Origin of the sequence: Mycoplasma sp. 06067-C1-B144P-99-0482-3, from assembly GCF_051053925.1 — a bacterium.
Taxonomy (GTDB): domain Bacteria; phylum Bacillota_I; class Bacilli_A; order Mycoplasmatales; family Mycoplasmataceae; genus Mycoplasma; species Mycoplasma leachii.
Map to the genome: position 1 here is coordinate 664505 of NZ_CP144017.1, position 26168 is coordinate 690672.

A 26168-nucleotide genomic window follows, 5' to 3' on the forward strand; every position below is an offset into this window, starting at 1 on the left:
AGATTGTGAGTTGTACATTGTATTATATTTTTGCTAGTAATTTTTATTATTAAAGATTATTTCATATACATCTTCATACTTAGAAACAGGAGTGATTTTTAAAACATCTTGAACTTCTTGAGGAATATCTTCAATATCTTTAACATTTTTTGAAGGAATTAAAATATGCTTTAATCCACTTCTAGCTGCAGAAATTGATTTTTCTCTTAACCCACCAATCGGTAAAATATTTCCTCTTAAAGTGATTTCTCCAGTCATACCAAAATCTTTTGAAACTGGTTGTTTAGATAAGACTGAAATCAAAGCTGTTGTTAAAGTAATACCAGCACTTGGTCCATCTTTTGGAACAGCACCTTCAGGAACATGAATATGAATATCAATATCATCAAATTTTTCTTTAGTTATACCAAATTTTTCATGATTTGCTTTTACATAAGTTAAAGCAATAGTTGCAGATTCTTTCATTACTTCACCTAGTTTACCAGTTAAAGTTAGATTACCTTTTCCTGCATATGTACTTACTTCTATTGGCAAAATATCTCCACCAAATTGAGTATAAGCTAAACCTGTTACTACTCCAACTTGTGATTCTTCTTCTTTTGAAGTGTGCTCAAAAATATGTTTTCCTAAATATTCAATTACTACTTCTCTAGTAACTACTAAATTATTAATTTCTCCATTTAAAAGTTTAACAATAAATTTTCTAGCAATTGTTGCTAAATGTCTTTCTAATTGTCTTACTCCAGCTTCTCTAGTATAGTACTTAATAATTTCATCATAAGCTTCATCAGTAAATTTTAATTCATCTTCAGTTAATTGATCTTCTTCAAGTATTTTTTTAGTTAGATAATCTTTTGCAATATGCATTTTTTCAATTTCTGTATAACTAGATAAATTAATAATTTCCATTCTGTCATATAAAGCTTCTGGAATGTTTTCAATATAATTAGCAGTTGCTATAAACATAACAGTACTTAAATCATAAGGTTCTTCAATATAGTGATCTGAAAATTCTTTATTTTGTTCTGGATCCAACACTTCTAACATTGCTGATGCTGGATCTCCTCTATTATCACTAGCCATTTTATCAATTTCATCTAATAAAAATAGTGGATTTTTAACTTTAGCTCTTTTTAAAGCTTGAATAATTCTTCCAGGCATTGAACCAACATAAGTTTTTCTATGCCCTCTAATTTCAGATTCATCTTTAACTCCACCTAATGAAACTTTAACAAACTTTTTACCTAAAGCCTCAGCAATCGATCTAGCTAAACTAGTTTTTCCAACTCCTGGAGGACCTACAAATGTAATAATAGGACCTTTTAATGACTTAGTTTTTTGTTTAACAGCTAAATATTCAATAATTCTTTCTTTAACTTTTTTTAATCCAAAATGATGTTTTTCTAAGATCTCTTGAGCATATTTTAAATCATCAATGTCTTCAGATTGTTCTCATCAAGGAATAGACATCATTCAATCAACATAGTTTCTTTCAACATTAACTTCAGCACTACCTGGTTGCATTGTTTCTATTCTTTTAATTGAAGATAAAATTTTTTCTTTTACAGATTCTGGAAATGGTTCTTCTTCTAAACGTTTTTTGTATTTGTCTAATTGAGAAGCATCAGAACTTTCATCTTCTAATTCTTCTTTAATGATTCTCATTTTTTCTCTTAAATAATATTCTTTTTGTTGCTTGTCCATTTTATCTTTTAACTTTTTATTAATTTCAGAATCAACACTTGAATTATTATTTAATTTAATAGTAGGTTTAGGTCTATTAACAATTAGTTCTTTTAATAAGTCTAATTTTTCTAAAATAGAAGTAGATTGAATTAAAAGCAACTTAGTATTTAAAGAAACTAGAGGCATTTTATCAATAATTTGATAAATTAATGAGTTTAATTTATAAAAATCATTATCATTAAATGCTAAAAGTAATTCAGAAGTATTAAATGAGTGTTTTTCTTGTAATTCAATAAGAATTTCTTTTATTTTATTTTTTTGAACATCAGTTCTTGGTGTTTTATCTTCAAACACGCTACCAAGAGCATAAATCACACCATTTTCTTCAACAAATTCATCGATCTTAATTTTTTGGTCATATTCTAATTCAGCTGAAATTGTTCCATCTTTTCAAACTTTTTTAATTGATAAATTAGCAACAGTTCCCAAATAAAACAAATGATCTAAATTAGGCTCTTCTTCTAAGGGGCTTTCTTGAGAAACTACTACAATTTGATTATTATAAGATTCAACAGAAGCATTTAAGGCATTCTTACTTTTTGTTCTTCCAAACTCAATAGTTTTAGAAGTAGTTGGTAAAATAAATATTCCTCTAGTTACAACAACAGGTAGCTTTTTATCTTTCATAAAATTTACTCCTTTTATTTTCTTTAAATATTGTAACACAGTTTTTTAGCACTTAATAGACTAAAGTGCTAATTTAATAAAAACTATCCTTGAAAAAGGATAGTTCTTTTTTTTATTAATTTCCGTTATTTTCAAATATAAATGTTTCTAGTAATTCACTTTCAACTTGATGTTTAATAGCCTGATTATCAATTAGAGATTTAATTTTTTCAACTTCTATTCCATAAAGATTAGCAAACTCTTCAAGTTTTGTATTTACTGCTTCTTCACTAGCTTTAATATTTTCTTTATTTTTAATTTCATTAACTACTAAAAATGATTTAATTCTATGAATTGCATCATTTTTTAGCTCTTCATCAATTTCTTCTTGTGAAATTTTTGTTATTTCTTTATACTTATCTAAAGTAATTTTTTGTTGAGTTAATTGATCTTCAAACTCTTTTTTAACATCTTTTAATTGTCTTTCAACAATAGTTTTTGGAATTTGGAATTCTGAAGTTTTAATAATTTCATCAATTATATTTTCAACAAATTCTGACTTGCTATTTTTTGTCTTTTGATCTAATACATCTTTTTTAACTTTTTCTTCTAATTGAACATAAGTTGTAATATCAGGTAAATTTAAGTCTTTTACTAATTCATCATCTTTTGCTGGCAGAATTTTTTCTTTAATATTTTTAATGTTTAATATAAATTTAGCATCTTTTCCAGCTAGTGATGGAATATATTCTTCAGGGAACTTAACATTAATTTCTTGATTTTCACCAATTTTTAGACCAATCATAGAATCTTCAAATCCTGGTACAAATTGATTTGAACCAATTTCTAAAACAAAGTCTTTAGCTTCTCCACCTTCAAAAGCTTGATCATCTACATAACCTTTAAAATCAAAAGTTACAATATCTCCCTTTTGAATTTGGTCATTAGCTTCTCTTTCTTTTTGCATAGCAAATCTTGAACGATACATATCAATAACATTATCAACATCTTCTTGACTTACTTCTACAGTTGATTTTTGAACAGTTGAAATATTTTTATATTCACCAATTTTTACTTCTAAAACTAACTCAAAAACAAAATCAATTACAATTTCTTTTTCTGATACTTTAACAATTACAGGAGTTGGTGAATTATCATTTTGAATTCTATTTTCTTGAGTTAGTGCAAAATCAAATGCTGGTTTAATAACTATTTTAAAAGCTTCATTATAAATTTTAATAGGTGTTAAATATTTAGCAACTTCACTTTCAGGAGCTTTACCTTTTCTAAATCCTGGAACTACTAAATTGGCTTTTAATCTATTTTTAGCCTTTTTTAAAAATTCTATTCACTGTTCACCATCAACTGTAACAGTTCATTTTCCTTGACCTTGATCAACTAATTTTTCTTGTGCAAAAATCATTTTAATATTTCCTTTTCTATTTTATATATGATATATTGATGTTTTTAGGTTTTATAGAAATTGTTTGATTAATTATTCTATCAATAGCTCTAAAAATTTTATCTTCATTGATATTTAAGTCTTGTAATTTTTGTTCTTGAATTCTAATAGTTGTTAGTATGTGCAATTGATTTTCCTCAAGTAAATAAATAGAAGAGCTAATATCTTGTGGATTTGAAATTTTAGTAGTTGATAAAATTACATTTTCAATTAGTCTATTAATAACTTTTTTTTCTATTTGTAAATTACCTTTAGTATTTTTTTCTATATCTATATACATATAAATACCTCAATAATTAAGCTCTTCCTACATATTTTCCATCACTACTTGAAACAATTATTTTAGTTCCTTGATTTACAAATAAAGGCACCATTATTTCTAAACCAGTTTCTAATATAGCTTTTTTTTGAGCTCCACTTGTAGTATCACCTTTAACAGCAGCTTCAGCTTCAACCACAGTTAATTCTACTTTAACAGGAAGATCAATTCCTAAAACTTCTCCTTCAAATTCAGTCATATTAATCATTAGACCATCAACTAAAAAGTTTTTTTCTCATTCTAATCTAGTCATTGGTATTTGAATTTGTTCATAAGTTTCAGTATTCATTAAATATGCATCATTTCCATCATTATACAAATATTGCATTTCTTTTCTTTCAATCATTGCTTTATCAACTTTTTCACCACCTGTAAAAGTTAATTCCACTCTAGCACCAGTTCTCATATTTTTTGCTTTAACAGTTACTTTACCTTGTTGTCTTCCTGTTTTTGAAAATGCTTGTTCTAATACTAAATAAATATTTCCATCATATATAAATGTTGTACCTGGGCGTAAATCGTTAACTGACATTATATTCTCCTATCTTTAAGCTAATTAAAAAAGCAAAATTCCTTATAATTATATCATTTATTTATAATTGCTTATTTGTTATTTTAAGCTTAGTCAAACTTATCGTTTATTTTTAAATCACTTAATTTATTTAAATAATAATTAGAAGCTAAGATCATTTTTTTACCTTCTTTTTGAATTTCTAAAATTAATAAACTACTATCTAAAGTTTTAACAACTATTCCTTGTTTATTAATATCAATAATAGTTCCAGGAGCAACATTTTTATTTTGATCATCTAAATCAATTATTTTAGAACTTTTAATTTTATATCTTTGATTATTAATAGTTGTATGTGAAATTGGAGTTGGACAAAGTGATCTAATTAAATTAAAAATATCTAAACTAGTATTATTTCAGTTTATTTTTTCTTCTTCACTAGAAATATTCTTACAAAAAGTAACTTCATCTTCATTTTGTTTAATTAACTCAAACTTATGATTATAAATATCAACTAAATATTTTTTACACATACTATAAGCTAATTGACCCATTTTTTCAAATAAACTACCAGAGTCATCACTATCTAAAATGTCAATACTTTCTTGAACATAATAATCACCAGCATCCATTTGCTTAACCATTTGCATAATTGTAATCCCAGTTTTTTTATTTCCATTTTTAATAGCATATTGAATAGGAGCTCCCCCTCTTAATTTAGGTAATAAACTACCATGAAAATTAATTGAATCAATTTTTGCTAATTTTAAAATTTTAGTTGGAATAAATTGACCAAAAGCGCAAGTAATTAAAAAATCAAACTCTAATTTAGCTAATTCATCATAAATATCACCTATTTTATTTGGCTGAACAACTTTTAAATTGTTTTGTAAAGCTAATTGTTTAACTGGTGTATAAACTATTTCTTTTTTTCTACCAATTGGTTTATCTGGTTGACTAATTACTAAAACAACTTCAACTTGATTCATTTCAATTAAAGCTTTTAAAACATCAGATCCAATTTTTGGAGTGCCACAAAAGACAACTTTAATTTTATTTTGCATGCTTAGCCTCTCATATTTTTATTATTTGATCTACTTTTTTTAATATTACTACCATAGCTAAAGTATCTCTATTACAATATTTAATCATATCTTTTCTAATTAAATTGTCTCAAACAGTTTTTTCAATTCTTTGTTCTAAAAATCTTCTAAACGTTTCACTTGCTTTACTTCCATTATTAATTGTTAAATTTTTATAAGTAAAAGTTGAATCTAAAGCTGGTTGAGTTTTTTTAATAGAATAAGATCCATAAAAATTTTTATTTGCAATTAAAAATCAAGGCCTAAAATTAGCATCAATACTATTATCTTGTTTTACACCTTTAAAAAAATCCATCAAATCAATTGTATTATTAACAATATATAAAATTGGAATCGCTAATTTTGGAAATAAAAAAGCAATTCTTTTTAAAACAGATTTTTCAAAAGTATCATTATAAGCAACATAAACACCTTTTTTATTACTAAAAATATCTTTTAAAAAATTAATAATAAATTCTTTTCTTGGATCTTGATAATCATTTGCTAAAAAATCATAATGAATCATACTATCTGGATTATTATAATCGTAATTTTTATTATGAATTATATCAATTGAATATTGAAAAGGAATTTGATAATAAGGATTAACTTTACTATATTTTGGTACAGCAAATTTAACTGTTTCAAAATCATACATATAAATTGGTAGTGTTTTATATTTATTCATTACTTGCTTTAAAATATAAAAATAATTATTATCAATCATTAATGAAGGATCTGATTTAATTTGATCATCTAATTTACTAATTTCAAAAATACGATTATACTTATAATTAATAAATTTATCATATTGATCATTTAATAAATTAGTAATTTCAATATCTAATAATGAATTATAATCTTTAAAATATGGTGAGTGTAAATGTCTAATTAAAAAAGCTTTTTGTGTTTGTCTAGCTCCACCAAAATGCCAAAAATTAGGAGTTTTTTCATCAAATCAATTTAATACATGTTGACAAGCTTTATAATCTGAAATTTCTCTAGTTCACTTAATTCAATTTTTAGTTTTTTTATCATAATGTAAATAACAAGAATCATTTTTAAAAATTTCTATAATTTGATTTTCACCATATCTTAACATATAAGCAATTTTTAAAAATAATTCATCTAAATCAACAACATTAACTAAGTTTTTATAATCTTCAAATAATGTAGTTCTAGTTTTAGATTGACCATAAGTAAAATAATCAATTTCAATTAATTTATTCAAATCTAAATCTTCAATTTCATCTACATCTTTAAATCCCAAATCTAAATAATTAATATTATCAACAATATTTTTAGCTTCATCAAAACTGATATTTTCATATTTTTTTACAAATTCATCAATACTTGTTTTTAAATCAAAATCAATATTAGTATCATAATCTCTTAAATAATTTTTATTTAATCTAGCAATTGCAATATTATCAACAATATAACCATTTTTTTCTAAAACATAAACTTGATAAGCTAAATCCCAAAAATGTTCTTTTTTAACTTTACTAGTAGCTTTTGCTTCAATTATTTCAACATGATTATTACCATTTAATTTCAAAACATCACATTTAACTTTTAAATTAAAATTATCATATTCAAAAGCTGGCTCATATAAATAGATATATTGATCTTGATGGTTTTTTAATAGTTCTCTAGTTTGATTTACTGCATCAATTATATTTGCTGTATCATTAAAGTCTTTAGTTAGTTTGTCTGGATATTCTTTAATTTGTTTTAAATCAAAATATTGAATTACTTGTTGACCAAATTCTAATCCGTCTTCAATAGCATCACCTTTAAACTCATCAAGATTAAATCCATCATCACTATTAAAAAAATTTTCTCACTTTTGTTTAAATTCATTTTTTTCTTGTTCAGTTTTTAATTCTGTATTTGTATATTCTTCAAATAAATTAATACTAGTAGCATCACTTGAAAAATCATCTTCAGATTCTAAATCATGATCAATATTAAAAAAATACTCTTTATTTTTATTTCATTCAACAGCTTTTTTAAAATTATTTATATTATGTAAAATTCAAGCAATTTTAATACATTTTAAATTAGCAATTTTAAAAATTTCTTTAGAAATATTAATTTTAAAAATACTATTCATAGACTAATTCTTTCTAATATTTGCTAAGTAAAATTATACTTTATTAAAAATAAAAAAGGCATCATTAGTGCCTAAGTTTAATTACTTTTAGCTCTTGAAGGAACAAACTTTTTATTAGAAATATTTAACTTTCTTTCTTGATAAATATCTAGTGATCCTTTTTGAGATTTTTGTTTTTCTTTTGCTTTTTTTAGTTGTTCTTTTTCTTGTTGAGCTAATTTTTTAGCTTGCATTTTTTCAACTTCTTTTAGTTTTTGTTTTTCAGCTTTAGTTAATTTAATAGTTTTTTCTCCAATTGCTATTCTTCTTTTGGTTTCTTCTAAATCAATTTGACTATTAACTATTCATTCAGTATTATATTGTGATTTATTAACTTTAGTAGTTAAACCTTCAACTTCATATGCTCTAATTTCAATTACTTTTTGAGTTTTTGGCTCAATTAATTGAACAATAACATCAAAAACATCTCGATACTTGTATTCAGCACCTTTTCTAGCATACACTTTTTCAAACTCAATTCTTAAATTTTTTTTATGTTCATTTTTTAAAATGTACTCTTTAATCTTACTTCTTACTTGATTGTATCTTTTTTCTTTTTCTTTTTTGTTTGCTTTTTTACCTGTAATAGTGCTTCAAATTACAAAACCAACTACAAAAACTAAAAGCACAATCATCAATATTGTAGATGTTTGCATAAAATCATTTCTTTCTATAACAATATAATTATAAAGTATTTTTATTTAATTACTTTATCAATAACAGCTCCACCTAGACAAATATCATTTAAATAAAATACAGCTTGTTGACCTATTGTAATTGCTTTTAAAGGTTTTTTAAAAATTACTTGATAATTATTATCATCTATTTTTTTAACTACTACTTTATTATCTATTTGACGATATCTAAATTTAGCTTGACATTCAAACTGATTAATATCATCAACATACTTAGAAATATCTAAAATTCAATTAATATCATTTACTAAACAACTAGTTGAATGTAAATAACTTTGATCACTTGTACTACATACATATAAAATGTTTTTTTTAACATCTTTATCAGCTACATAATAAGGTTCACTCATTCCAGAAAGATTAATGCCTTTTCTTTGACCAATTGTATAATACATTACTCCAATGTGTTGTCCTAAAACTTTATTAGTTTTAATATCAACAATATCTCCAGTTTGATTTGGAATATAATTTTGTAAAAAATTAGTAAAACTACGTTCACCAATAAAACAAATTCCAGTTGAATCTTTTTTATTAGCTGTAATTAAGTTTTGTTTTAAAGCTATTTTTCTAACTTGTTCTTTTGTTAGATTTGCTAAAGGAAATAAAGTCTTACTTAATTGCTTTTGATTTAATTGACTTAAAAAATAAGTTTGATCTTTATTAGTGTCACTTGCTTTAATTAATTCATATTGATTATTAGTTTTATTAAATTCAACTTTTGCATAATGACCCATAGCAATATAATCAGCATTTAATTGATTAATTGCATAATTTAAAAACTTATCAAATTTAATATATTTATTACATAAAATATCTGGATTTGGTGTTCTTGCTTTTTTATACTCTTCTATAAAATATGAAAAAACATAATCTCAATATTCTTTAATAAAATCAACTCTATATAATTTAATATTTAACTTATCAGCAACTGCTTTTGCATCTAAATAATCTTGTTCTTGAGGACATATATCATCATTAATATTTCTATTACCTAAAATATCATTATTAGTTGCAGAATCTCAGTTTCTCATAAATAATCCTTCAACTTCATAACCTTGTTGTAATAATAAATAACAAGCAACTGAAGAATCTACTCCACCAGATAATCCAACTATAACTTTTTGTTTCATATATATCCTTTCTAAAATTAGTATTTATATAAAATTATAAATTAGTGAATTTTTTACTTACTAAATTTACAAAAAAAGCTCCTATATATTTAGGAGTTAAATAGATATGTTTTTTAATTCTTCTTCAAGTTTTGTAATTTGATCAACTAAGTCAAATAATTTATTTTTAATTTCATTTTCACTTTTTCTTTTAAATATTTCTTCAAATTCTCTATTTTCTTTTTGTATTTTTTCATCTAGTTCTTTATAAAGTTTATTTGAAAGATTAGATCTATAAATATCAATAATTAATTTTGTAATTTCGCCAATATGTTGTTTTTCAAGTCGTCTATCTTTGAATTGATGTAATAATAATTCGTGTTGATGTTTGTTATTGTTATTTTTTTTAATACTTTCTTCTAGACTACTAATTAACTCTTTTTTTATTTCATCAAACTTTAATTCACTAGAAAATTTAGTAAGCTTAGTTTTATATTCAAGAGTTTTCTTATTAATATTATTTAATATTAAAGTTTCTTCTTTTTCTTGAATTAAACTATTTGATAGTATCTTAAGATTATCTAAATTATTACTATTAAGAGATTCTAAAATTCTTTTTTTTATCTCTCTTCATCTAACGTTTTCTTTTGAGTCATTATTTCTAGGTGTACTTTCTTCTCTGGGTTGATCAGATTGGTTATTCATTCTATCATTATCTAAAGTTTTTTCTGTATTCATTTTATCTGAATCATTTTTTGTATTTTCACCCATTTTTTCATTATTGGAATGATCCTGTTTATTTTTATCTTGTTTATTTGTAGATGAATTGTTATTATCAGAAATTTGATTTATTGTAGTTTTTTTACAAGAAACAACAACAGTAGAAAAACTTATAAACGCAATAGAACTTAGTATTGTTAATAATTTTTTCATTTTTTCATTCCTTTTTTATAAATATGATTTCATTATTTTTAATTAATAAAAATACTTCTAGAAATTTATTAAATTGTTTTTTTTAAATCAGCATTAGTATTTTCATTTTTATGTCTATTAATATCAGTTAAACTCGAAGTATCATTTGAATTTATTGTTTCTACATCTTTATTTTTATTATTACTTTTTTATAGTTTATTATTAAGATCTTTTTCTATATTTTTGTCTTTAAATTTTATGCTAATATTATTAGGTTTTTTACAAGAAACACTAGCAAATGAAGTACTTAAAATTCCTAAAGAACTGAAAAATTTTTTCCTTATTGTTTTGTTTTACTTCAGATAAAAAAGTATCTAGTGTCTTTCTCCTATTTTCTTCAGTTGACTTTTCATTAATCTTTAAACCATTACTAAAATTAAGAGTTATTTCTTTTTTAATAGATTCAAAATCAAATTCATCTAACATTTTTTGAATCTTTTGTCTATACTCTATTGTTTTAGTACTAATTTCATTAGAATTAATAGTTAAGTTTTCAAAGACTAGATTTTTAGAAAAATCTTTTATTTTTTCATCATCTTTATTTTCTATTAAATTAACAACTTGCTTTTTAAAATCATTAGTAGCAGAATCTATTTTTTCTATTTTTGCTTTTTGTTCTTTAGTTAATCTTAAAGCAATATCATAGCCAGTTGGACTATCTATAAATACTTTATTTCAATTGTTTAAAAACTCTTTTTGTTTATCTAATTTATTTTTATTAGTTGAATTATCTTCTGTTTTTTCTATTTTTTTCTTGTTATTATCATCTTCTTTTTTATTATTAATCTTTTGATTAGTATTTGATACTTTACAAGAAACAACAGCAAAACAAGAGCTTAATATTGTTATAAAACTTAATATTGTTAAAAACTTTTTTATATCCTTTCCTTAATTTTTAAATAAGTTAATATTTTACATTTAACTTATACCAATTAATTTTTTTGATTTTTAAAAATTACTTATTTTTTAATTAAAAAATAAAAAAATACTTTCTATTTTAAAATATCTATTAAATAGATTATTAAAACTATAAAACAAACAAAGACTAAAAAAAGATGTACTAAAATAAACTAAAAAAGTTTTTTATTTTATTTTAATCTATCTTATTATCAATTTCTTTAATTTTATTAGCAATCATATTAGCAATATAATTTGGCTCATCAACATTAGCATCAATTACTCAAAATGGAATTACTTCTTTATAAATGTCATATCAAAATTCATAAACTTTTGTTAAATTTAATCAAAATAAATCATTTGTATCTAATTCAATATCTCTTGATCTTTTATTAATTCTTTTAATAGCTTTATATGGATCAACTTTTAAATATATTACAATATCAAAAATTTTATTATTAGTTTGGCAATCAAATATATTTGGCAAAATACAAGTTAAAAAATAATCTTTAAAAACATTATAATCTCTATCATCTAAACGATTATATATATGATCAGTTTGACTAAAAACCATTGAATCTAATATACTTCTATCATAAATTACATTTTGATGATTTTTATATTTAATAAATGTTTTCATTCGATCAGTTAGCATTCATAAATCTAGTTTATAATTATAATCTTGTACATCAGAATTACTATCATCATAAGCCTTATTAAAATAAGGGCAATCTAAACTAGTTTCATCAACAAAAACATATTTTTTATCTAAAAGTTTTTTAAGATTTTCTAATAAAGTTGTTTTACCTGCTCCTGTTGTTCCAAAAATAGCTATTCTCATTTTCTCACCAAATTATCTTATTTATTTAAATTTAAAATACAAATCATTTAAAATTTCAAAAATTGTTATAGAAGCTTGATTTATAAATTTATCAAATTGTATCATATTAGAATCATTTAAAAACATTATATCACTAACAACTTTAACACTACTAATTGGTTTTTTATATAAAAAAGCTATATGAAATAAACTGCAAGCTTCCATATCAACTAAATCTATTTTTTGATTTAGCTTATTAATAAATTGTTTTAAATGTTCTTGTTTATTAATAAAAACATCTCCAGAAGCAATATTTGCTGTTTTGTAATCTAAAGATAACTTTAATTTAGTTGCTAAAAAATATTTAGGTAGTTTTGGAATTTGACCATATGAATAATTAAATCCAGTTACATCAACACTAAAATAATAAGCCTTATTAACTAGTATAATGTCATTTTGCTTAAAGTTTTTATTTAAACTACCACAAGTTCCTATATTTAAAATTTGATCAATTTGATAATTATTTAATAAATAACTTAAACTACAACTGGCATTTACTAACCCAATTCCACTTATGCATAACAATATATCTTGATATTGATACAATTTTAAAATATCATTATCAATAATTAATTTTGCACCAGTTTTTTTAAGACTATATTCTAGTTCTTCATACATTGCACTAATTATTAATTTCATATTATTTTTTATCTTTTAAAAAATGTTCAACTGTTTTTATTAACATAGAACCAATATTTTCTTTACCATGTTTTTTTATAGCTAAATCATATTGATTTTTTAATAAAACTTTAAATCCTGTCATTAAATCTGTAAAACATAGTTCTCTTAATTGTTCAATATTTTCATAATTTCTTTCAATACTAATTTTATCTGCACAAAAAACTATAATATCTAATTTAGTCATTTTCTCACTACCAACAGTGTGATTAAAAACAGCACTTAAAATTTCTTGATCATCAATTAGTCAATCATATAATAAATGTAAATAAGCTGTATATGAATGTCAAACTGGATAAGGTTCATTAATTAATTGTGGTAAATAAGTTTTTAAATAACTTAAAGCTTTTTCTTTTGATCATCTTTTTGTAATATCATGAAGTGTTCCAGCAATTAAAGCTTTTTTAGGATCTACATTTCATTTAATTGCTAATTCATAAGCCATTTTTCCAACATTTAAACAATGATTATAACGTTCAAGATCCATCTTTGTTTCCATACGTTCATATAAATACATTAAATTATAATTAACATAATCATTAATATCTTTAATTTGTTTGTCTAAATGTTTTAAATTTCTTATATCTGTAGAACTTAAATGATTATTTTCAAATTCAAATAATTCTAAATGGTACTTATTTAAAATTGTTTTGTTATAATTTTCATTTCTTTTAAAAATTTTAAAATCAATTATTTGAATTAGTTCATTAAAATTATTTCACTCTTCAAAACGATCTAATTGATCTGAACCCATAATAAAAGAAAAAGAGTCATTCTTATTGGTTTTTAAAATATGTTTAACTGTTTGATATGTTGAAGTGGATTTTTGATTCTTAATTTCATAATTATAAATTTTTACATAATCAAATTTATTTTTAATAATATCTAACATATTTAAACGATCTTTTACACTACTATTTTGTTTATTTTTAAAAGGATTTAAATAAGTTGGGATTAACCAGACTTCATCAAAATTTAATTTTTCATAGCAAGTTCTTATAATATTAACATGATCAGTATGAATTGGATCAAAACTACCACCAAATAGAGCTATTTTTTTACTCATTACTTCACCTAAATTGTTTAATTTTGTTGCTTTTCTTTTTCTTTTTTAATAATTAAATTAATTTCTTGATCTATAATTTCTTGAATATCTTGTTGTTTTGTTTGATTGATGTTTTTCTTTTTTTGAATAAAATAAGTCAAAATAAAAATTAATAATGACAATATAGCAATAATAGCAAAGACCAAAATAAAAATTCGAAAAGGTATAGCAATTCCAAACACTTCAATTGGTTTAAAATAATACTTACTTAATTGTCAAAACATTTATTTTACCCTTTCTTTTATCTTTGAATTTTTTTTGGTTTTATAGCTAATGATCTTTTATGTTTACTAATTTTATGTAAATAATCAATACGCTTTTTTAATTTAGGATCATTGTTTTGTTTTAATAAATAGCTGTCAATTAAATCATAACTAAATCCAATTTCACCTTCATCAGTTTGTCCTTCTCACAACCCTGCTGTTGGTTTTCTATTAATTATTAATTCAGGAACATTTAAAATTTTAGCAGCTTTTTTAACTTCAGATTTTAATAAGTGAATAATAGGAACAACATCAACTCCGCCATCACCATACTTAGTAAAATAACCTATATGTCATTCATCTAAATTATCAGTTCCTAAAACTAAATACTTTTTAGTTTGAGCTATTGTATATAAAGTTGTCATTCTCAACCTAGCTTTAGCGTTTGAAATAGCTAATAAACTTGGTTTTTCATCTAAATTAGAAAAACTATTTTTAAGTGCATCAAAACTAGTTTCTAAGTTAACTTCAATATTTTTTAAATGATTAGTTTTAATAAGTTCATTAGCACAATCATAATCTAGTTGTGAAGAATAAATTGGCATTCACACAGTTAAATAATTATCTGGAAAAGCACGTTTTGCTAAATTTGCAACAACTGCTGAATCGATTCCTCCACTAATTCCAACAACAACACCATTGCATTTAGCTTTTTTTACAGTTTGTTGAATAAATTCAACTAAATAATCTAAATATTGTTTTAAATTAGTTTGCATATTAGTCTGTTCACTCCAATTCATAATCAAAAACTTTTACAAAATCACCTTTTTTAATGCCTTTTTTAACTAATGTTTCATAAACACCAGTTTCTTTTAGTTTTTCATTAAACATTAATAAGTTATCTTCTGTTCATATTGGAAATTTTTGATAAATTTTAAAAATAGTTTCTCCAGCAATTTCTCAACGATTATTACCTTTGTTATAAGCTTGAATATCTTCTTTTTGCTCTTCAAATTTATAAATTACCATTTCATCTTGATTATTATTTTTATCTAATTCTCATAAAGGTTGTTTTTTTGCAACTTTTAATTCTTCATAAATCATAAATAATAATTGATCTATATTTTCTTTTTTTAAACCTGAAATTTGTATGACTTTTTTATTTTTAAAATAATTTATTATTTTTTCATCTAGTAAATTTAATTGAGCTTCATCTAAATCCATTTTATTTAAAACAATAATTTCAGCTCTTTTTTCTAAATTTAAATTATAAGCTTTTAGTTCATTTCTAATTAATTCATAATTCTTAATAATATCTTCTGAACCAAAATTTCCAGAAGCATCTATAATATGACAAATCACTAAACATCTTTCAATATGTTTTAAGAACTGATGACCCAAACCTTTTCCTAAACTAGCTCCTTGAATTAATCCGGGTAAATCAGCTACTATAAAAGTATCATTGTTTTTAGTTCTAGCAACCCCAAGTTGTGGAGTAATAGTAGTAAATGGATAATCTGCAACTACAGGTTTAGAGTTTGAAATTGCTCTTAATAAAGTTGATTTTCCAGCATTTGGTAAACCAACAAATCCAACATCTGCTAAAACTTTTAATTCAGCTCTAATTTCAAATTCTTGACCTAATTCACCTGCTTCAAAAATAGTTGGGGCTTTATTTCTTGAATTTGCAAATCTTGCATTTCCTTTTCCACCCTTTCCACCTTTAGCAATTAAAACTAATTTATTATTTTCATTGATATCAGCTAATATGTTATTAGTTTTTTTATCATATAAAATAGTTCCTACAGGTACTTTAATGATTTTATCTTCACCTTTAGCACCATGCATATTTTTAATATCACCTTTAAAACCATCTTGAGCACTATATTTTTTTTGTAATTTTAGATCTAATAGTGAATGTTTACCTTCATCTCCTTGAAAATAAACAGACCCACCATCACCACCATCACCACCATTAGGACCACCATTAGGAACAAATAAAGCATGTAAAAAACTAACTGCTCCATCTCCTCCTTTTCCAGCCTTAATAATTAAATCAGCATAATCAACAAATTTCATATAGCACCTACTTTACATTTATTACTTATAATATTTTATTATTATTAAATTATCTTTTAAAAATTTCTCTTTAATTGCTTTGATTAGTTAAAGTGTTTCAACATTCATCACACAAAAAAGTAGGAATGTTGTTTTTAAAGTTGTCTTTTTCTAAATTCTCTCAAATATCAATTTGTTGCTTAACTAATTGTTCAACTTCTTTTTCACTTAATTTTTTATTTTCTTTTTTTAATATTGTTCCAATTGGAGTTGGTGATGAATTTATTACAAAACTAATTTCATAATTATCACATAAAGAACAAGTAATATTAAAAAACTTAACCATAAAAAAATTATAATCTCTAAAATATTTATAATTTTTAGAATCAAAATTAACTTTCATAATTAAAAACACCACTTTTTTTAATATCAATAATTATTTTATCTACATTTACTTGATTAAATTCTATGTTTTTATTTAATTTTTTAATATCAAATTTCAAATTATTAAATTGAAAAGATAAATAAATTATTGCTACAATAACATCATTTGTTTTTAATAACTCAACATAAGGAAAAATGTATAAAAAGTATGAAAAAAGCACTTGTTTACAAGTTTGAATTAAAAAAATATCCTTTTGATCAATAACTTCTAAAATTTGGCTTTCAATTTGATAGTAAATATTATAAATTTCTTTTATATTTAGTGATTTTGGATTAATTAAAAAACTAGTTTTTTTATCTTTAAACACTTCAAAATCTTGATCTATTTGTTGATCAGATAAACTAATTAATAATAATGATTTATTTTCATAAGCATTATTTATATTAATTAAATATTTCTTTATTTCATCAAGAACTAGTCTAATATTAATATTTATTAAATTTTTAATCCCAATAATTTGATCTAAATTATTTTTTGAATTTAATAAAGTTTTAATTTCTAAAATACTGTATGTTTTATTTAATTGACTATATTGTTTTTCTTTAATTTCTTTTTTTATTTTATAAAGAGATTTTTCAAAATCACTAGGAATATAGCTAATCTCTAATTCTTGATTAATAATATCTAAAGCTTTAGTTAGATTATTTTTTTCAACTAGTTGTTTAATTTTTTTTAATATTTGATCATAATAATTTGCCATAATATTTTTTTCTAAAACAAAAAATCGTGCTAAGCACGATTTTAATGATTCTAAGTGGTGCCCACGAGAAGGCTCGAACTTCCGACCTCACGCTTAGAAGGCGCGTGCTCTATCCTACTGAGCTACATGGGCAATAATAATCATATATAAATTTATCATATTTATATATGAAAATAAATAATATAAATTAATTTTTAAAATTTTCTAATTTATAAATGATTAATAGTGTTTGACTATAATCTTCTTTGTTTTTTACATGTTTAAAATTTGATAAAAGTTTAGATATTTTATAAGATACTTCATTAATAGTTTTTTTATCATATAAAGCTTTTTTTCTTTTATATGGTCCAAAAGTAATAATGAAATATTTTAAAATCAATTCTCATGAATAGTTAAATCTTTTAGCAATTGAAGGTACTAAACTCAAAATTAAAGAAATAGTTTTTAACATATTTGCTAATTGATTGTTAGTTTTTAAAAATTCTAATCTAAAATCTTTTTTAATAATTTCTTTTAAAACATTTTGATTAATTTGAATATCTTCTAAACTAATTGAATTATATTGTTTTTTATACATATTATGATCATCTAATTTATATAAAAACAAAGTATCTACTAAAGCTAATTTTTTTCTTTGTATTAAAAAGTCAGCTAAATAATTGCTATCAACTTTTAAAATATCAATTAAACTAATGTAATTTGTAGATAATGAAACAGCATCTAAAAAATCAATAATTCGATCTTTATCACATACAAATTTAGAATAATCTTTTAATGAACTAATATGGTGTCCAATTTGTATAGGATTATAGTCTTTAATTAAAAATGGTAATAAAAATTTATCATCTTCATCATAATTTTTATTTATAAAATCAGGTTTTGCTGTCAGATAAATAGTAGAAGTTTGACCAGTTGGCTTATTAGTTAAAAATAATATTATATAGTTATAAAAACTATCAAAAATTTCTTCACCATCACTTAATGCTCATACTGATTTAATTCTATCTTTTAAAAATAAAGCAGTGTATTTTGCTAATTGAAAGATTAATTTATATTTTTTTTCAATAGAATGCAAAACTCAATTTTCATTTTTAAAATTCAATAAAAAAGTATTTCATTCTTCATCATATTCTAAAATATCGATATGAGATTTAAAGTAATTATATTCATTAGAAGATAAAGGTCTTCCGACCTTTAATGCATTTAAAATATTTTGTTTAGTATAGATTTTTTTAATATTATTAAAGATTTGATTTTCATTAGTTATATCAATAATTAACATAGTTAAAAATAAAGGATAAACTAAAGAGTGATAAACTATCTTATCATTATTTCTTGCTAAAAAGTTAGTATCAAAACGATACATTTTTGATAATTCAATTAATAATAAATTTAAAAAATCATTATTATAGTTATTATTATTAATTAATAATAAGTTGTCTGCTATATATTTTAATGCTATATTTTCTATAATAAAAGAAATTTCATCAATTTCTATTTTACTTAATTTTGAACTATACATTGAAGTTTTTGAATTATTATAATTTAAATATTCGAAAAATCTTGAATAGTTATTTGTAATATAGTTTGAAATTTCACTAACAGATGAATCATCTATATTTGTTAATGACTTATCTTTTAAAATTTGATATTGAAATAATCCATAATGAGTTACTTCAAAAATTTCATTGATTTTTTTTCTTAATAAAAGATCTAATTTTTTAAATTTATCTGTTTTTATTTTTTTAACTATATCATGAAAATAAACTCAAAATATAGTTTCTTGTTCTGGCATAATAACACCTACTTTATATTTAAATAAGACTAATAAATCTTATTCCATCAACCCTGCTTCATATAAGTTTCTAAAATGACCAGGTTGTTTTTTTAATTGATCAAAAGTTCCCATTTGAACAATTCCCACACCATTAGGTCCTAAAACATAAATTTCATCAACATTTTTAATAGTTGTTAACCTATGAGCTATAGTAATACACATTCTACCTTTAATTAATTCTTCTAATTTATCTTGAATTTCTTTTTCAACAACATTATCTAATGCACTTGTTGCTTCATCTAAAATTACTACATCAGGATCTTTTAAAAAGACTCTAGCAATAACTAATCTTTGTTTTTGACCTCCAGATAAAATAAATCCTCTTTGCCCTAAAACAGTGTGATATTGATCTGGTAAAGACATAATAAAATCATGAAGTTCAGCCTTTTTACAAGCTTGAATCACTTCTTCATCTGTTGCATCAAATTTAGAATATTTAATATTATCTAAAAAAGTACCATATAAAATTTGTGGTTCTTGTTCAACATATCCAATATGATTTAAATAAGCCGGTAAATTAATTCTGTTTAAATTATATTCACCATTAATTAAAATTTTTCCATCAGTTGGAACATAAAATCTTAATAAAAGTTTTGCTATAGTAGTTTTACCACTACCAGTTTGGCCAACAAAAGCATAGCTTTTTCCTTTTTCAAAAATTAATTTAGTTGGTGGAATAACTATTCTTTCAGGTTTTTTTGGATATGAAAAACTAATGTTATCAAGAACAATTTTATCAATTTTATCAATTTTATAACCTTTTAAATTAGAATGAACCATTGGCTTTGGATCTGTTAATTCACTAATTCTATTAGCAGCATTAGAAGCAGCAGTTGCTGATCTTAAACTTGGTAATAAAATAGCAATTCCACCAATTAAAGTTGATAATAAAGGAAAAATTAAAGCAATATCAGCACCTAAACTATTACTTGACTGATTATTACTTAAATATTGAACTGCAATAATTATAAAAATAATTGGAATTAATAATTGAATAACAAAAGTTAAAGAAGTATTTAACAAAGCTGAGGAGTGAGTAAATTTTGTTAATCCATTTTCATAATCTTTATTTTTTTCTTCTAATCTTTTAATTTCAAATTCTTCAGTTCCACTTGCTTTAATAAGTGAAATATTATTAATTCTATCTGTCATATCAGCATCAGTTTCTCTTTTAATATCAAATGCTAATATTAATTTTCTTCTCATATCAATAAAAAAGCCTACACAAAATAAATTAGCTATTAATAAATATACTAAAGATAAAGTTGCTATCATATATAAATTTTGAGTATACATAATTGTAATAGCCGTTATTGATCCAGAGAAAGCATAAATTAAATTAGTTAAAAATTGCTGAACTCCTAAAGCTAGAAATTGAGTATCTCCAACTAATCTTGTTAAAATGTTTCCAGAAACATGATCAAAATAAAAATCTACATCCTGATCTGTTAATGCTTTTAAAATTTTAAGTCTTTGCATTACTTCAATTTGAGCTGAATACAAAGCTATTGTGAAATTAGTAAAATATTCACAAATTATAATTATTGCCAAATTAATAGCAATAACATATAACCAACCAGTTGAATCTAATTCCATTCAATTAAATAACCATTGTTTATTATTTTGAACTAAAGTAGTGATTACTTTTGATGAAAATAAAGGAAGCATTGCTGCAAATATTGCATCTAATGATGTAAAAAATACAACACCAAAAAAAAGCAAAGGATTTTTTTTAGCTATTTCAATATTCATTCTAATAAAAAGACCAAATTTTTTTAAAGTAAATTTGCCTGTATTATCAAAACTTCACTTTTTTTTGATTTTTGTATAAACTTTTTTTACTTTTGACATTATAAACACCTCCTTAATTAGACATCATATTTAGAAAAACCGGCTTCATATAGATCTTTAAATTCACCAGGTTTTTTTACTAGTTCTTTAAAAGTACCAATTTGAATAATTCCTTTTTTAGGAGCTAAAACAATAATTTGATCAACATTTCTTATTGTTGAAAGTCTATGAGCAATTGTAATGCTTGTTCTATTTTTCATTAATTCTTCTAATTTAGATTGAATCTCTTTTTCAACAACATTATCTAATGCACTTGTTGCTTCATCTAATATTAATATTTGTGGATCTTTTAAAAACATTCTAGCAATAACTAGTCTTTGTTTTTGACCTCCAGATAAAATAAATCCACGTTCTCCTAAAATTGTATTATATTGATCTGGTCAAGTCATAACTAAATCGTGTAATTCAGCTTTTTTACATGCTAGAATAATCTCTTCATCTGTTGCACTAGGTTTTACATATCTTAAATTATCTAAAACTGTTCCTAATAAAACTGATGGATCTTGTTCAACATATCCAATATGATTTAAATAACTTGGTAAAAACACATCTTTAAGATTAATATTATTATTAATTAAAACTTCACCTGAGCTTGGATCATAAAATCTTAATAATAGTTTTGAAATAGTTGATTTTCCTACTCCAGTTTGACCAACAAAAGCATAACTTTTACCTTGTTCTAAAACTAAATTAAAATTAGGCAAAATAACATTATCTGGTTTGTCTGAATAAGCAAAAGTAACATTTTTAAATATTACATTTCCCTCAATTTTATGAATTCTAATTCCTTTTTTATCTAATGCATGATTATTAATAAGTTGTTTTGCAGCTGTAATTTCATCAATTCTTTGTGCTGAAGTACTTGCTTGAACCATTCCTACAACAGCTCTTAGTAATTGCATAACAGGACCAATTAACATTCCAGCACATATTAACATCGGACCTAAAATAGCTTTTAAAGTATCAATATCATTTTTATATAATCATAAAGCAATTATTGTCATTAAAATTTGTACTGTATTAATAGCAAAAAATAAGATACTTATCATTACAGATTGAAAATAACTAATTTGTTTATATTTTTTATAATAAATTTCATGAATATCTACAAATCTTTTCTTTTCATATTCTTCAGTACCATTAGCTTTAATTAATTTAATTGTATTAATTCTATCAGTAACATCGCCATTAATATCAGTAATAATTTTTCTAAGATTAAACACCAATTTTCTCATAGGTAAAAAAGCTAAACCAAATAAAATACCAAACATTAAAAATAGTGCAATAAAAAATAAACCAATATATAAACTAGTTGTAATAAATAAAGTAATTAAAGTAAATATCATTGTAAAAAAAGCAATAAAAATAATATTTGGTATAACAGAAGCTTGCATACCAATAATTTGAGTATCAGAAACTACTTTAGTTAAAATTTCACCTGTTTTTTTATTTGAATAATATTCAATATCTGTTGTAATTAATTTTTTAGTTAATTCATTTCTTAAACTAATTTCAATTTTTCTACCTAGTTCATTTCCAAATAAGTTAGCAATGTAAGTCAAAATTGCAGTAATAACTAAAATAATAATTCAAATAGATAAAATTATTTTTCAATTAAACCCTCAAAAATTATCAAAAACTTTTTTAGTTTTTTCAAATTCAACAGAAAACTGTAATTGTTGCATTAATAAAGGATTAAAAGCAGCAAAAAAAGCAGATAAAATAGCAGTAACTAATAAACCTATAGCTCATTTTTTATTAATTTTCATGTGCTTTCAAATAACATTAATAAAACTTTTTCTACCACGGTTAAAAGATTTTCTATCTTCTTTTAACTCTTCATCAGTCATTGGTTTATAAAAATGATCGAAATTATTTTTGACTTTCATTCTTATTCTCCTTACATTAAAATCACTATTAATTATAACATTTAGCTATTTAAAAAGAAAAAGAGACCAAGTTATAGTCTCTAGTATTATTTAATTAAAACATTTTTTATTAGGAATTATATTTTAATTAAATAACTAATAAACTAGTTTAATTTTGCAAACATAAAATATCTAAAAAATTTAAGATAAATAACAATAAAAAAATTTAATACTTATTTTTAGTTTAAATATAAAATTCTATTTGCAAAAATTTCATTTCTGATATTTGTTAAATCATTATTTGAAGTGAAAGACTGAATTCTTCCTTCGATTCCAACAACAGCTTGATCGTGTAATAAAAACTCATCATCAACAGCATTTGATCAAGCTTTAATATTAATATAATCAAGTGAGTCTACTTCTTTTGTTTTATATGGTTTTGGTACTTTAACAACAAACTTATAAAGCTTTTTTTCTCCATCTTTTGAAGTATAAGCAACAGTTGCATCTCCTTCTAATTGTCCAATAATGTTTACTAAATTCATATGCTTTCTCCTTTTGTTTTCTCATTATTGTATTAGATAAAAAAAATTAAAAGTAACTTATTTTTATAAATCTTTTTAATATTTTTAATAAAAAAATAAAATTTTAAATAAATAGTCTAATCAAAAATCAACTTATTTTTAAAATCAACTAGTTTATGCTTATTTCTAATTATTGGTTTTATATTAAGTTATGTAATTAGTAGATCTAGTTTTGATTTTTCATTAGGAATAAAACAAACTTATTTATATAAAAATACTAATTTAACTAAAGTTTTTATATTGTTATTAAGTTTAAGTTCAAATAGTTTTTAGTTTAAAAAATAATTTTTCATTTTTATAATCTTGATTTAATTTCAGATATTAGTAATGTAAATGATATTAGTATATTAACTTTGATTGGTAGTTGCAATTGATGAATTATTAACAAAAAAACAATTAGAAGTTTTAATAGAACAAGCAAAACAATTCCAATATCAATCATTAGGATTTATTAAATTTGAAAACTCAAATTGAACTGGTAGTTTAGCAAGTCAATTATCAGATCAAGAAAAAGAACAATTAATTAAAAGATTTAATATCAAATCAAAAGCAACTATACTAATTAATTTTGGTAAATATGAAAAAATTTCTCAATTAATGGATTCTATTAAAGTTTAATTAGTAAAATGTTTAATTTAGCCTATCCTAATGAATTTAAGTTATTATGAGTAGTTGATTTCCCATTATTTGAATATAGTGAAAAAGAACAAAGATATTTAGCAGCTCACCATCCATTTACAATGACAAAACCAGAAAGTTTAGATACTTTTGATATAAATAAAAAAGATGCTATTGCTTATGCTTATGATCTAGTTATGAATGGATTTGAAATTGGTGGGGGTAGTCAAAGAATTACTGATCCTAAAATTCAACAAAGAATGTTTGATGCAATTGAACTAACAAAAGAAAGAGTTGAAACTAATTTTGGTTGATTTATGAATGCTTACAAATATGGAGCACCATATCATTCTGGTATAGCATGAGGATTAGATAGAATTGCTATGATTTTAACTAATGCTCAATCAATTAGAGATGTAATAGCATTTCCTAAAAACTCATCTGGAATTGATCCTATGAGTAATGCACCAGATCTTGTAGATCAAAAACAATTAGATGAATTACATATTAAAACAAATTAAAAGCAAAATACACACAATTAAATAAAATAATTTTTGTAAAAATAAAAGATTAATAATCCAACATAAAGGATTAATAAATTATAATATTTTTAATAGAATATATAATAAGGTGAATAATATGAAAAAGTTATTAATATCATTTAGCTCTTTAATATTATTATCAGGGGTTGCTGCAACTGTTGTTAGTTGTGCAAACACTGAAATGAGTAAGAATAAAAAAGATAAAGATAAAGATCTTAAATCTGATAAGAATAAAGACCAAAATAATAAATTTGATAAAAGCAAAGACAAAAACCAAAATAGTAAACCTAATAATAATGATCAAAATTCTAAATCGAATCAAGACAAAACTTCACCAAAAGATAATCCGTCAACACAATCTGAGTCTGAGAAACAAGAAAATAGCAAACAATATGATCTAGATAAGCTGATAACAAATAAATTTATTTCAATAGATGGAAGTGGAACAGGAGATGGCGAGCTTGCCAAACTACCTCAAAACTTCCAAGAGTATTTAGATTTGATTAAAAAACAAAATCCTAAATTCACATTAACATTAAACAATGTTTCTTTTAATGTTGAAGAAAATGATAATAGTGGTTACAAGAAAGTAAGTGTTTCAACAAAAGGAAATAGTAAAAATCCAGTAATTGTTTATTTTTATAAAGATCGTCATAATACTGTTTATGAAGGCGAAAAAAAAGAAGTTGTAAAAGAAATTGGTTGAAGTAAAAGTAGAAGCAGCACAGATATTTTAAATTTTAATGAACAAACAAAGGAAGTTCCAGAAAACCTGCCACCGTTTATAACCTCTTTAGAAGGCGCGTTTAGAAACAATACACAAGAAACAATTAAGAACTTAGACAAATGAGATACTTCAAACATAAAATTTATGAATGAAACATTTTATGAAGCAAAAAAATTTAACCAAGATATTAGTGGCTGAAAAACAAATAATGTTTTTAATATGGATTCAATGTTTTATGGTACAAAAAGTTTTAATCAAAATTTATCTGGCTGAAACGTTGATAAAGTTACAGTTCACTCTCAATTTGATAAAGATTCTAAGATTTCAGAAGGAAACAAACCCAAATTTAAAGAATTGAAAAGAATACACCAAGGGCAAGGTGCAACAAAAATTTTGCATGACCGTGGGTTTTTAAACAAATAAACCTTTAAATTTTTAAGTTATAATAATCTTATCAAAGGAAATTAGAAAATTAAACTAATCCAATAAGCCTAATTTTTCTTTGAGTTCGAATGATA

23 protein-coding genes, 1 tRNA gene and 2 pseudogenes are annotated in these 26168 nt (G+C 22.8%); 2 read left to right on the forward strand and 24 right to left on the reverse strand.

Annotated elements, in window-relative coordinates:
• Positions 1 to 33 precede the first annotated feature (33 nt).
• The 24 genes and pseudogenes from lon to V2P32_RS03010 all read right to left on the reverse strand — a co-directional run bounded on the left by lon (position 34) and on the right by V2P32_RS03010 (position 23724).
• Positions 34 to 2373 (reverse strand): endopeptidase La, encoded by a 2340-nt coding sequence (gene lon, locus V2P32_RS02895; protein WP_434343238.1) that lies wholly within the window; start codon positions 2371 to 2373, stop codon positions 34 to 36.
• A gap of 115 nt (positions 2374 to 2488) precedes the next feature.
• Positions 2489 to 3775, reverse strand: a complete 1287-nt coding sequence (gene tig, locus V2P32_RS02900; RefSeq protein ID WP_434343239.1) for a trigger factor — start codon at positions 3773 to 3775, stop codon at positions 2489 to 2491.
• A gap of 16 nt (positions 3776 to 3791) precedes the next feature.
• Positions 3792 to 4094 carry an MMB_0454 family protein gene (locus tag V2P32_RS02905; protein WP_013447823.1) on the reverse strand — a complete coding sequence of 101 codons (303 nt, stop codon included), beginning with the start codon at positions 4092 to 4094 and terminating at the stop codon, positions 3792 to 3794.
• A gap of 16 nt (positions 4095 to 4110) precedes the next feature.
• Entirely contained in the window at positions 4111 to 4665 is a 555-nt protein-coding gene (efp, locus tag V2P32_RS02910) for an elongation factor P (RefSeq protein ID WP_013447824.1), read from the reverse strand.
• An 89-nt stretch (positions 4666 to 4754) separates the two neighbouring features.
• Positions 4755 to 5708, reverse strand: a complete 954-nt coding sequence (fmt, locus tag V2P32_RS02915; RefSeq protein WP_434343240.1) for a methionyl-tRNA formyltransferase — start codon at positions 5706 to 5708, stop codon at positions 4755 to 4757.
• On the reverse strand, positions 5698 to 7842 hold the full coding sequence (locus V2P32_RS02920; RefSeq protein WP_434343241.1) for a DUF2779 domain-containing protein: 2145 nt from the start codon (positions 7840 to 7842) through the stop codon (positions 5698 to 5700). Before V2P32_RS02920 ends, fmt begins: the two co-directional genes overlap by 11 nt.
• Positions 7843 to 7919: 77 nt before the next feature.
• Positions 7920 to 8537, reverse strand: coding sequence for a hypothetical protein (locus tag V2P32_RS02925; RefSeq protein WP_434343242.1), 618 nt, complete (start codon positions 8535 to 8537; stop codon positions 7920 to 7922).
• Positions 8538 to 8578: 41 nt separating this feature from the next.
• Positions 8579 to 9706 (reverse strand): tRNA 2-thiouridine(34) synthase MnmA, encoded by a 1128-nt coding sequence (gene mnmA, locus V2P32_RS02930; protein ID WP_434343243.1) that lies wholly within the window; start codon positions 9704 to 9706, stop codon positions 8579 to 8581.
• Between the two features lie 96 nt (positions 9707 to 9802).
• The gene (locus tag V2P32_RS02935; protein ID WP_434343244.1) at positions 9803 to 10618 is read right to left on the reverse strand and encodes a hypothetical protein; all 816 of its coding nucleotides are present in this window, start codon (positions 10616 to 10618) and stop codon (positions 9803 to 9805) included.
• A 270-nt stretch (positions 10619 to 10888) separates the two neighbouring features.
• Positions 10889 to 11083, reverse strand: coding sequence for a hypothetical protein (locus V2P32_RS02940; protein ID WP_434343245.1), 195 nt, complete (start codon positions 11081 to 11083; stop codon positions 10889 to 10891).
• Positions 11084 to 11284: 201 nt separating this feature from the next.
• Positions 11285 to 11536 (reverse strand): annotated as a pseudogene (locus tag V2P32_RS02945) (MAG6090-like repeat-containing lipoprotein); the annotation flags it as partial.
• A gap of 214 nt (positions 11537 to 11750) precedes the next feature.
• A complete protein-coding gene (locus V2P32_RS02950; protein WP_434343246.1) occupies positions 11751 to 12395 on the reverse strand; it encodes a deoxynucleoside kinase in 645 nt (214 codons plus the stop codon).
• Positions 12396 to 12416: 21 nt separating this feature from the next.
• Positions 12417 to 13073, reverse strand: coding sequence for a 5'-methylthioadenosine/S-adenosylhomocysteine nucleosidase (gene mtnN / locus V2P32_RS02955; RefSeq protein ID WP_434343247.1), 657 nt, complete (start codon positions 13071 to 13073; stop codon positions 12417 to 12419).
• A 1-nt stretch (position 13074) separates the two neighbouring features.
• Positions 13075 to 14178, reverse strand: coding sequence for a nicotinate-nucleotide adenylyltransferase (locus V2P32_RS02960; protein WP_434343248.1), 1104 nt, complete (start codon positions 14176 to 14178; stop codon positions 13075 to 13077).
• 17 nt (positions 14179 to 14195) lie between these two features.
• Entirely contained in the window at positions 14196 to 14441 is a 246-nt protein-coding gene (locus tag V2P32_RS02965) for a TIGR04561 family membrane protein (protein WP_434343249.1), read from the reverse strand.
• Between the two features lie 17 nt (positions 14442 to 14458).
• The gene (gene nadE, locus V2P32_RS02970) at positions 14459 to 15196 is read right to left on the reverse strand and encodes an NAD(+) synthase (protein ID WP_434343992.1); all 738 of its coding nucleotides are present in this window, start codon (positions 15194 to 15196) and stop codon (positions 14459 to 14461) included.
• A gap of 1 nt (position 15197) precedes the next feature.
• Positions 15198 to 16499, reverse strand: coding sequence for a GTPase ObgE (gene obgE / locus V2P32_RS02975; protein ID WP_434343250.1), 1302 nt, complete (start codon positions 16497 to 16499; stop codon positions 15198 to 15200).
• A 70-nt stretch (positions 16500 to 16569) separates the two neighbouring features.
• Complete coding sequence (locus V2P32_RS02980) at positions 16570 to 16881, reverse strand: hypothetical protein (RefSeq protein WP_434343251.1); 312 nt, start codon at positions 16879 to 16881, stop codon at positions 16570 to 16572.
• Positions 16871 to 17623 (reverse strand): DUF3196 family protein, encoded by a 753-nt coding sequence (locus V2P32_RS02985; protein ID WP_434343252.1) that lies wholly within the window; start codon positions 17621 to 17623, stop codon positions 16871 to 16873. Before V2P32_RS02985 ends, V2P32_RS02980 begins: the two co-directional genes overlap by 11 nt.
• A 55-nt stretch (positions 17624 to 17678) precedes the next feature.
• Positions 17679 to 17755, reverse strand: a tRNA-Arg gene (locus V2P32_RS02990).
• A gap of 55 nt (positions 17756 to 17810) precedes the next feature.
• Entirely contained in the window at positions 17811 to 19418 is a 1608-nt protein-coding gene (locus tag V2P32_RS02995) for a hypothetical protein (protein ID WP_434343253.1), read from the reverse strand.
• 39 nt (positions 19419 to 19457) lie between these two features.
• A complete protein-coding gene (locus tag V2P32_RS03000; protein WP_013447839.1) occupies positions 19458 to 21311 on the reverse strand; it encodes an ABC transporter ATP-binding protein in 1854 nt (617 codons plus the stop codon).
• Positions 21312 to 21328: 17 nt separating this feature from the next.
• The gene (locus V2P32_RS03005; RefSeq protein ID WP_434343254.1) at positions 21329 to 23200 is read right to left on the reverse strand and encodes an ABC transporter ATP-binding protein; all 1872 of its coding nucleotides are present in this window, start codon (positions 23198 to 23200) and stop codon (positions 21329 to 21331) included.
• 218 nt (positions 23201 to 23418) lie between these two features.
• Positions 23419 to 23724: a single-stranded DNA-binding protein gene (locus V2P32_RS03010; protein ID WP_434343255.1), complete on the reverse strand. Its 306-nt coding sequence runs from the start codon at positions 23722 to 23724 to the stop codon at positions 23419 to 23421.
• Between the two features lie 402 nt (positions 23725 to 24126).
• Here V2P32_RS03010 and V2P32_RS03015 point away from each other — a divergent pair.
• Positions 24127 to 24902: pseudogene (locus V2P32_RS03015) on the forward strand (amino acid--tRNA ligase-related protein); the annotation flags it as partial.
• Between the two features lie 118 nt (positions 24903 to 25020).
• Entirely contained in the window at positions 25021 to 26073 is a 1053-nt protein-coding gene (locus tag V2P32_RS03020) for a BspA family leucine-rich repeat surface protein (RefSeq protein WP_434343256.1), read from the forward strand.
• Positions 26074 to 26168: the final 95 nt, after the last annotated feature.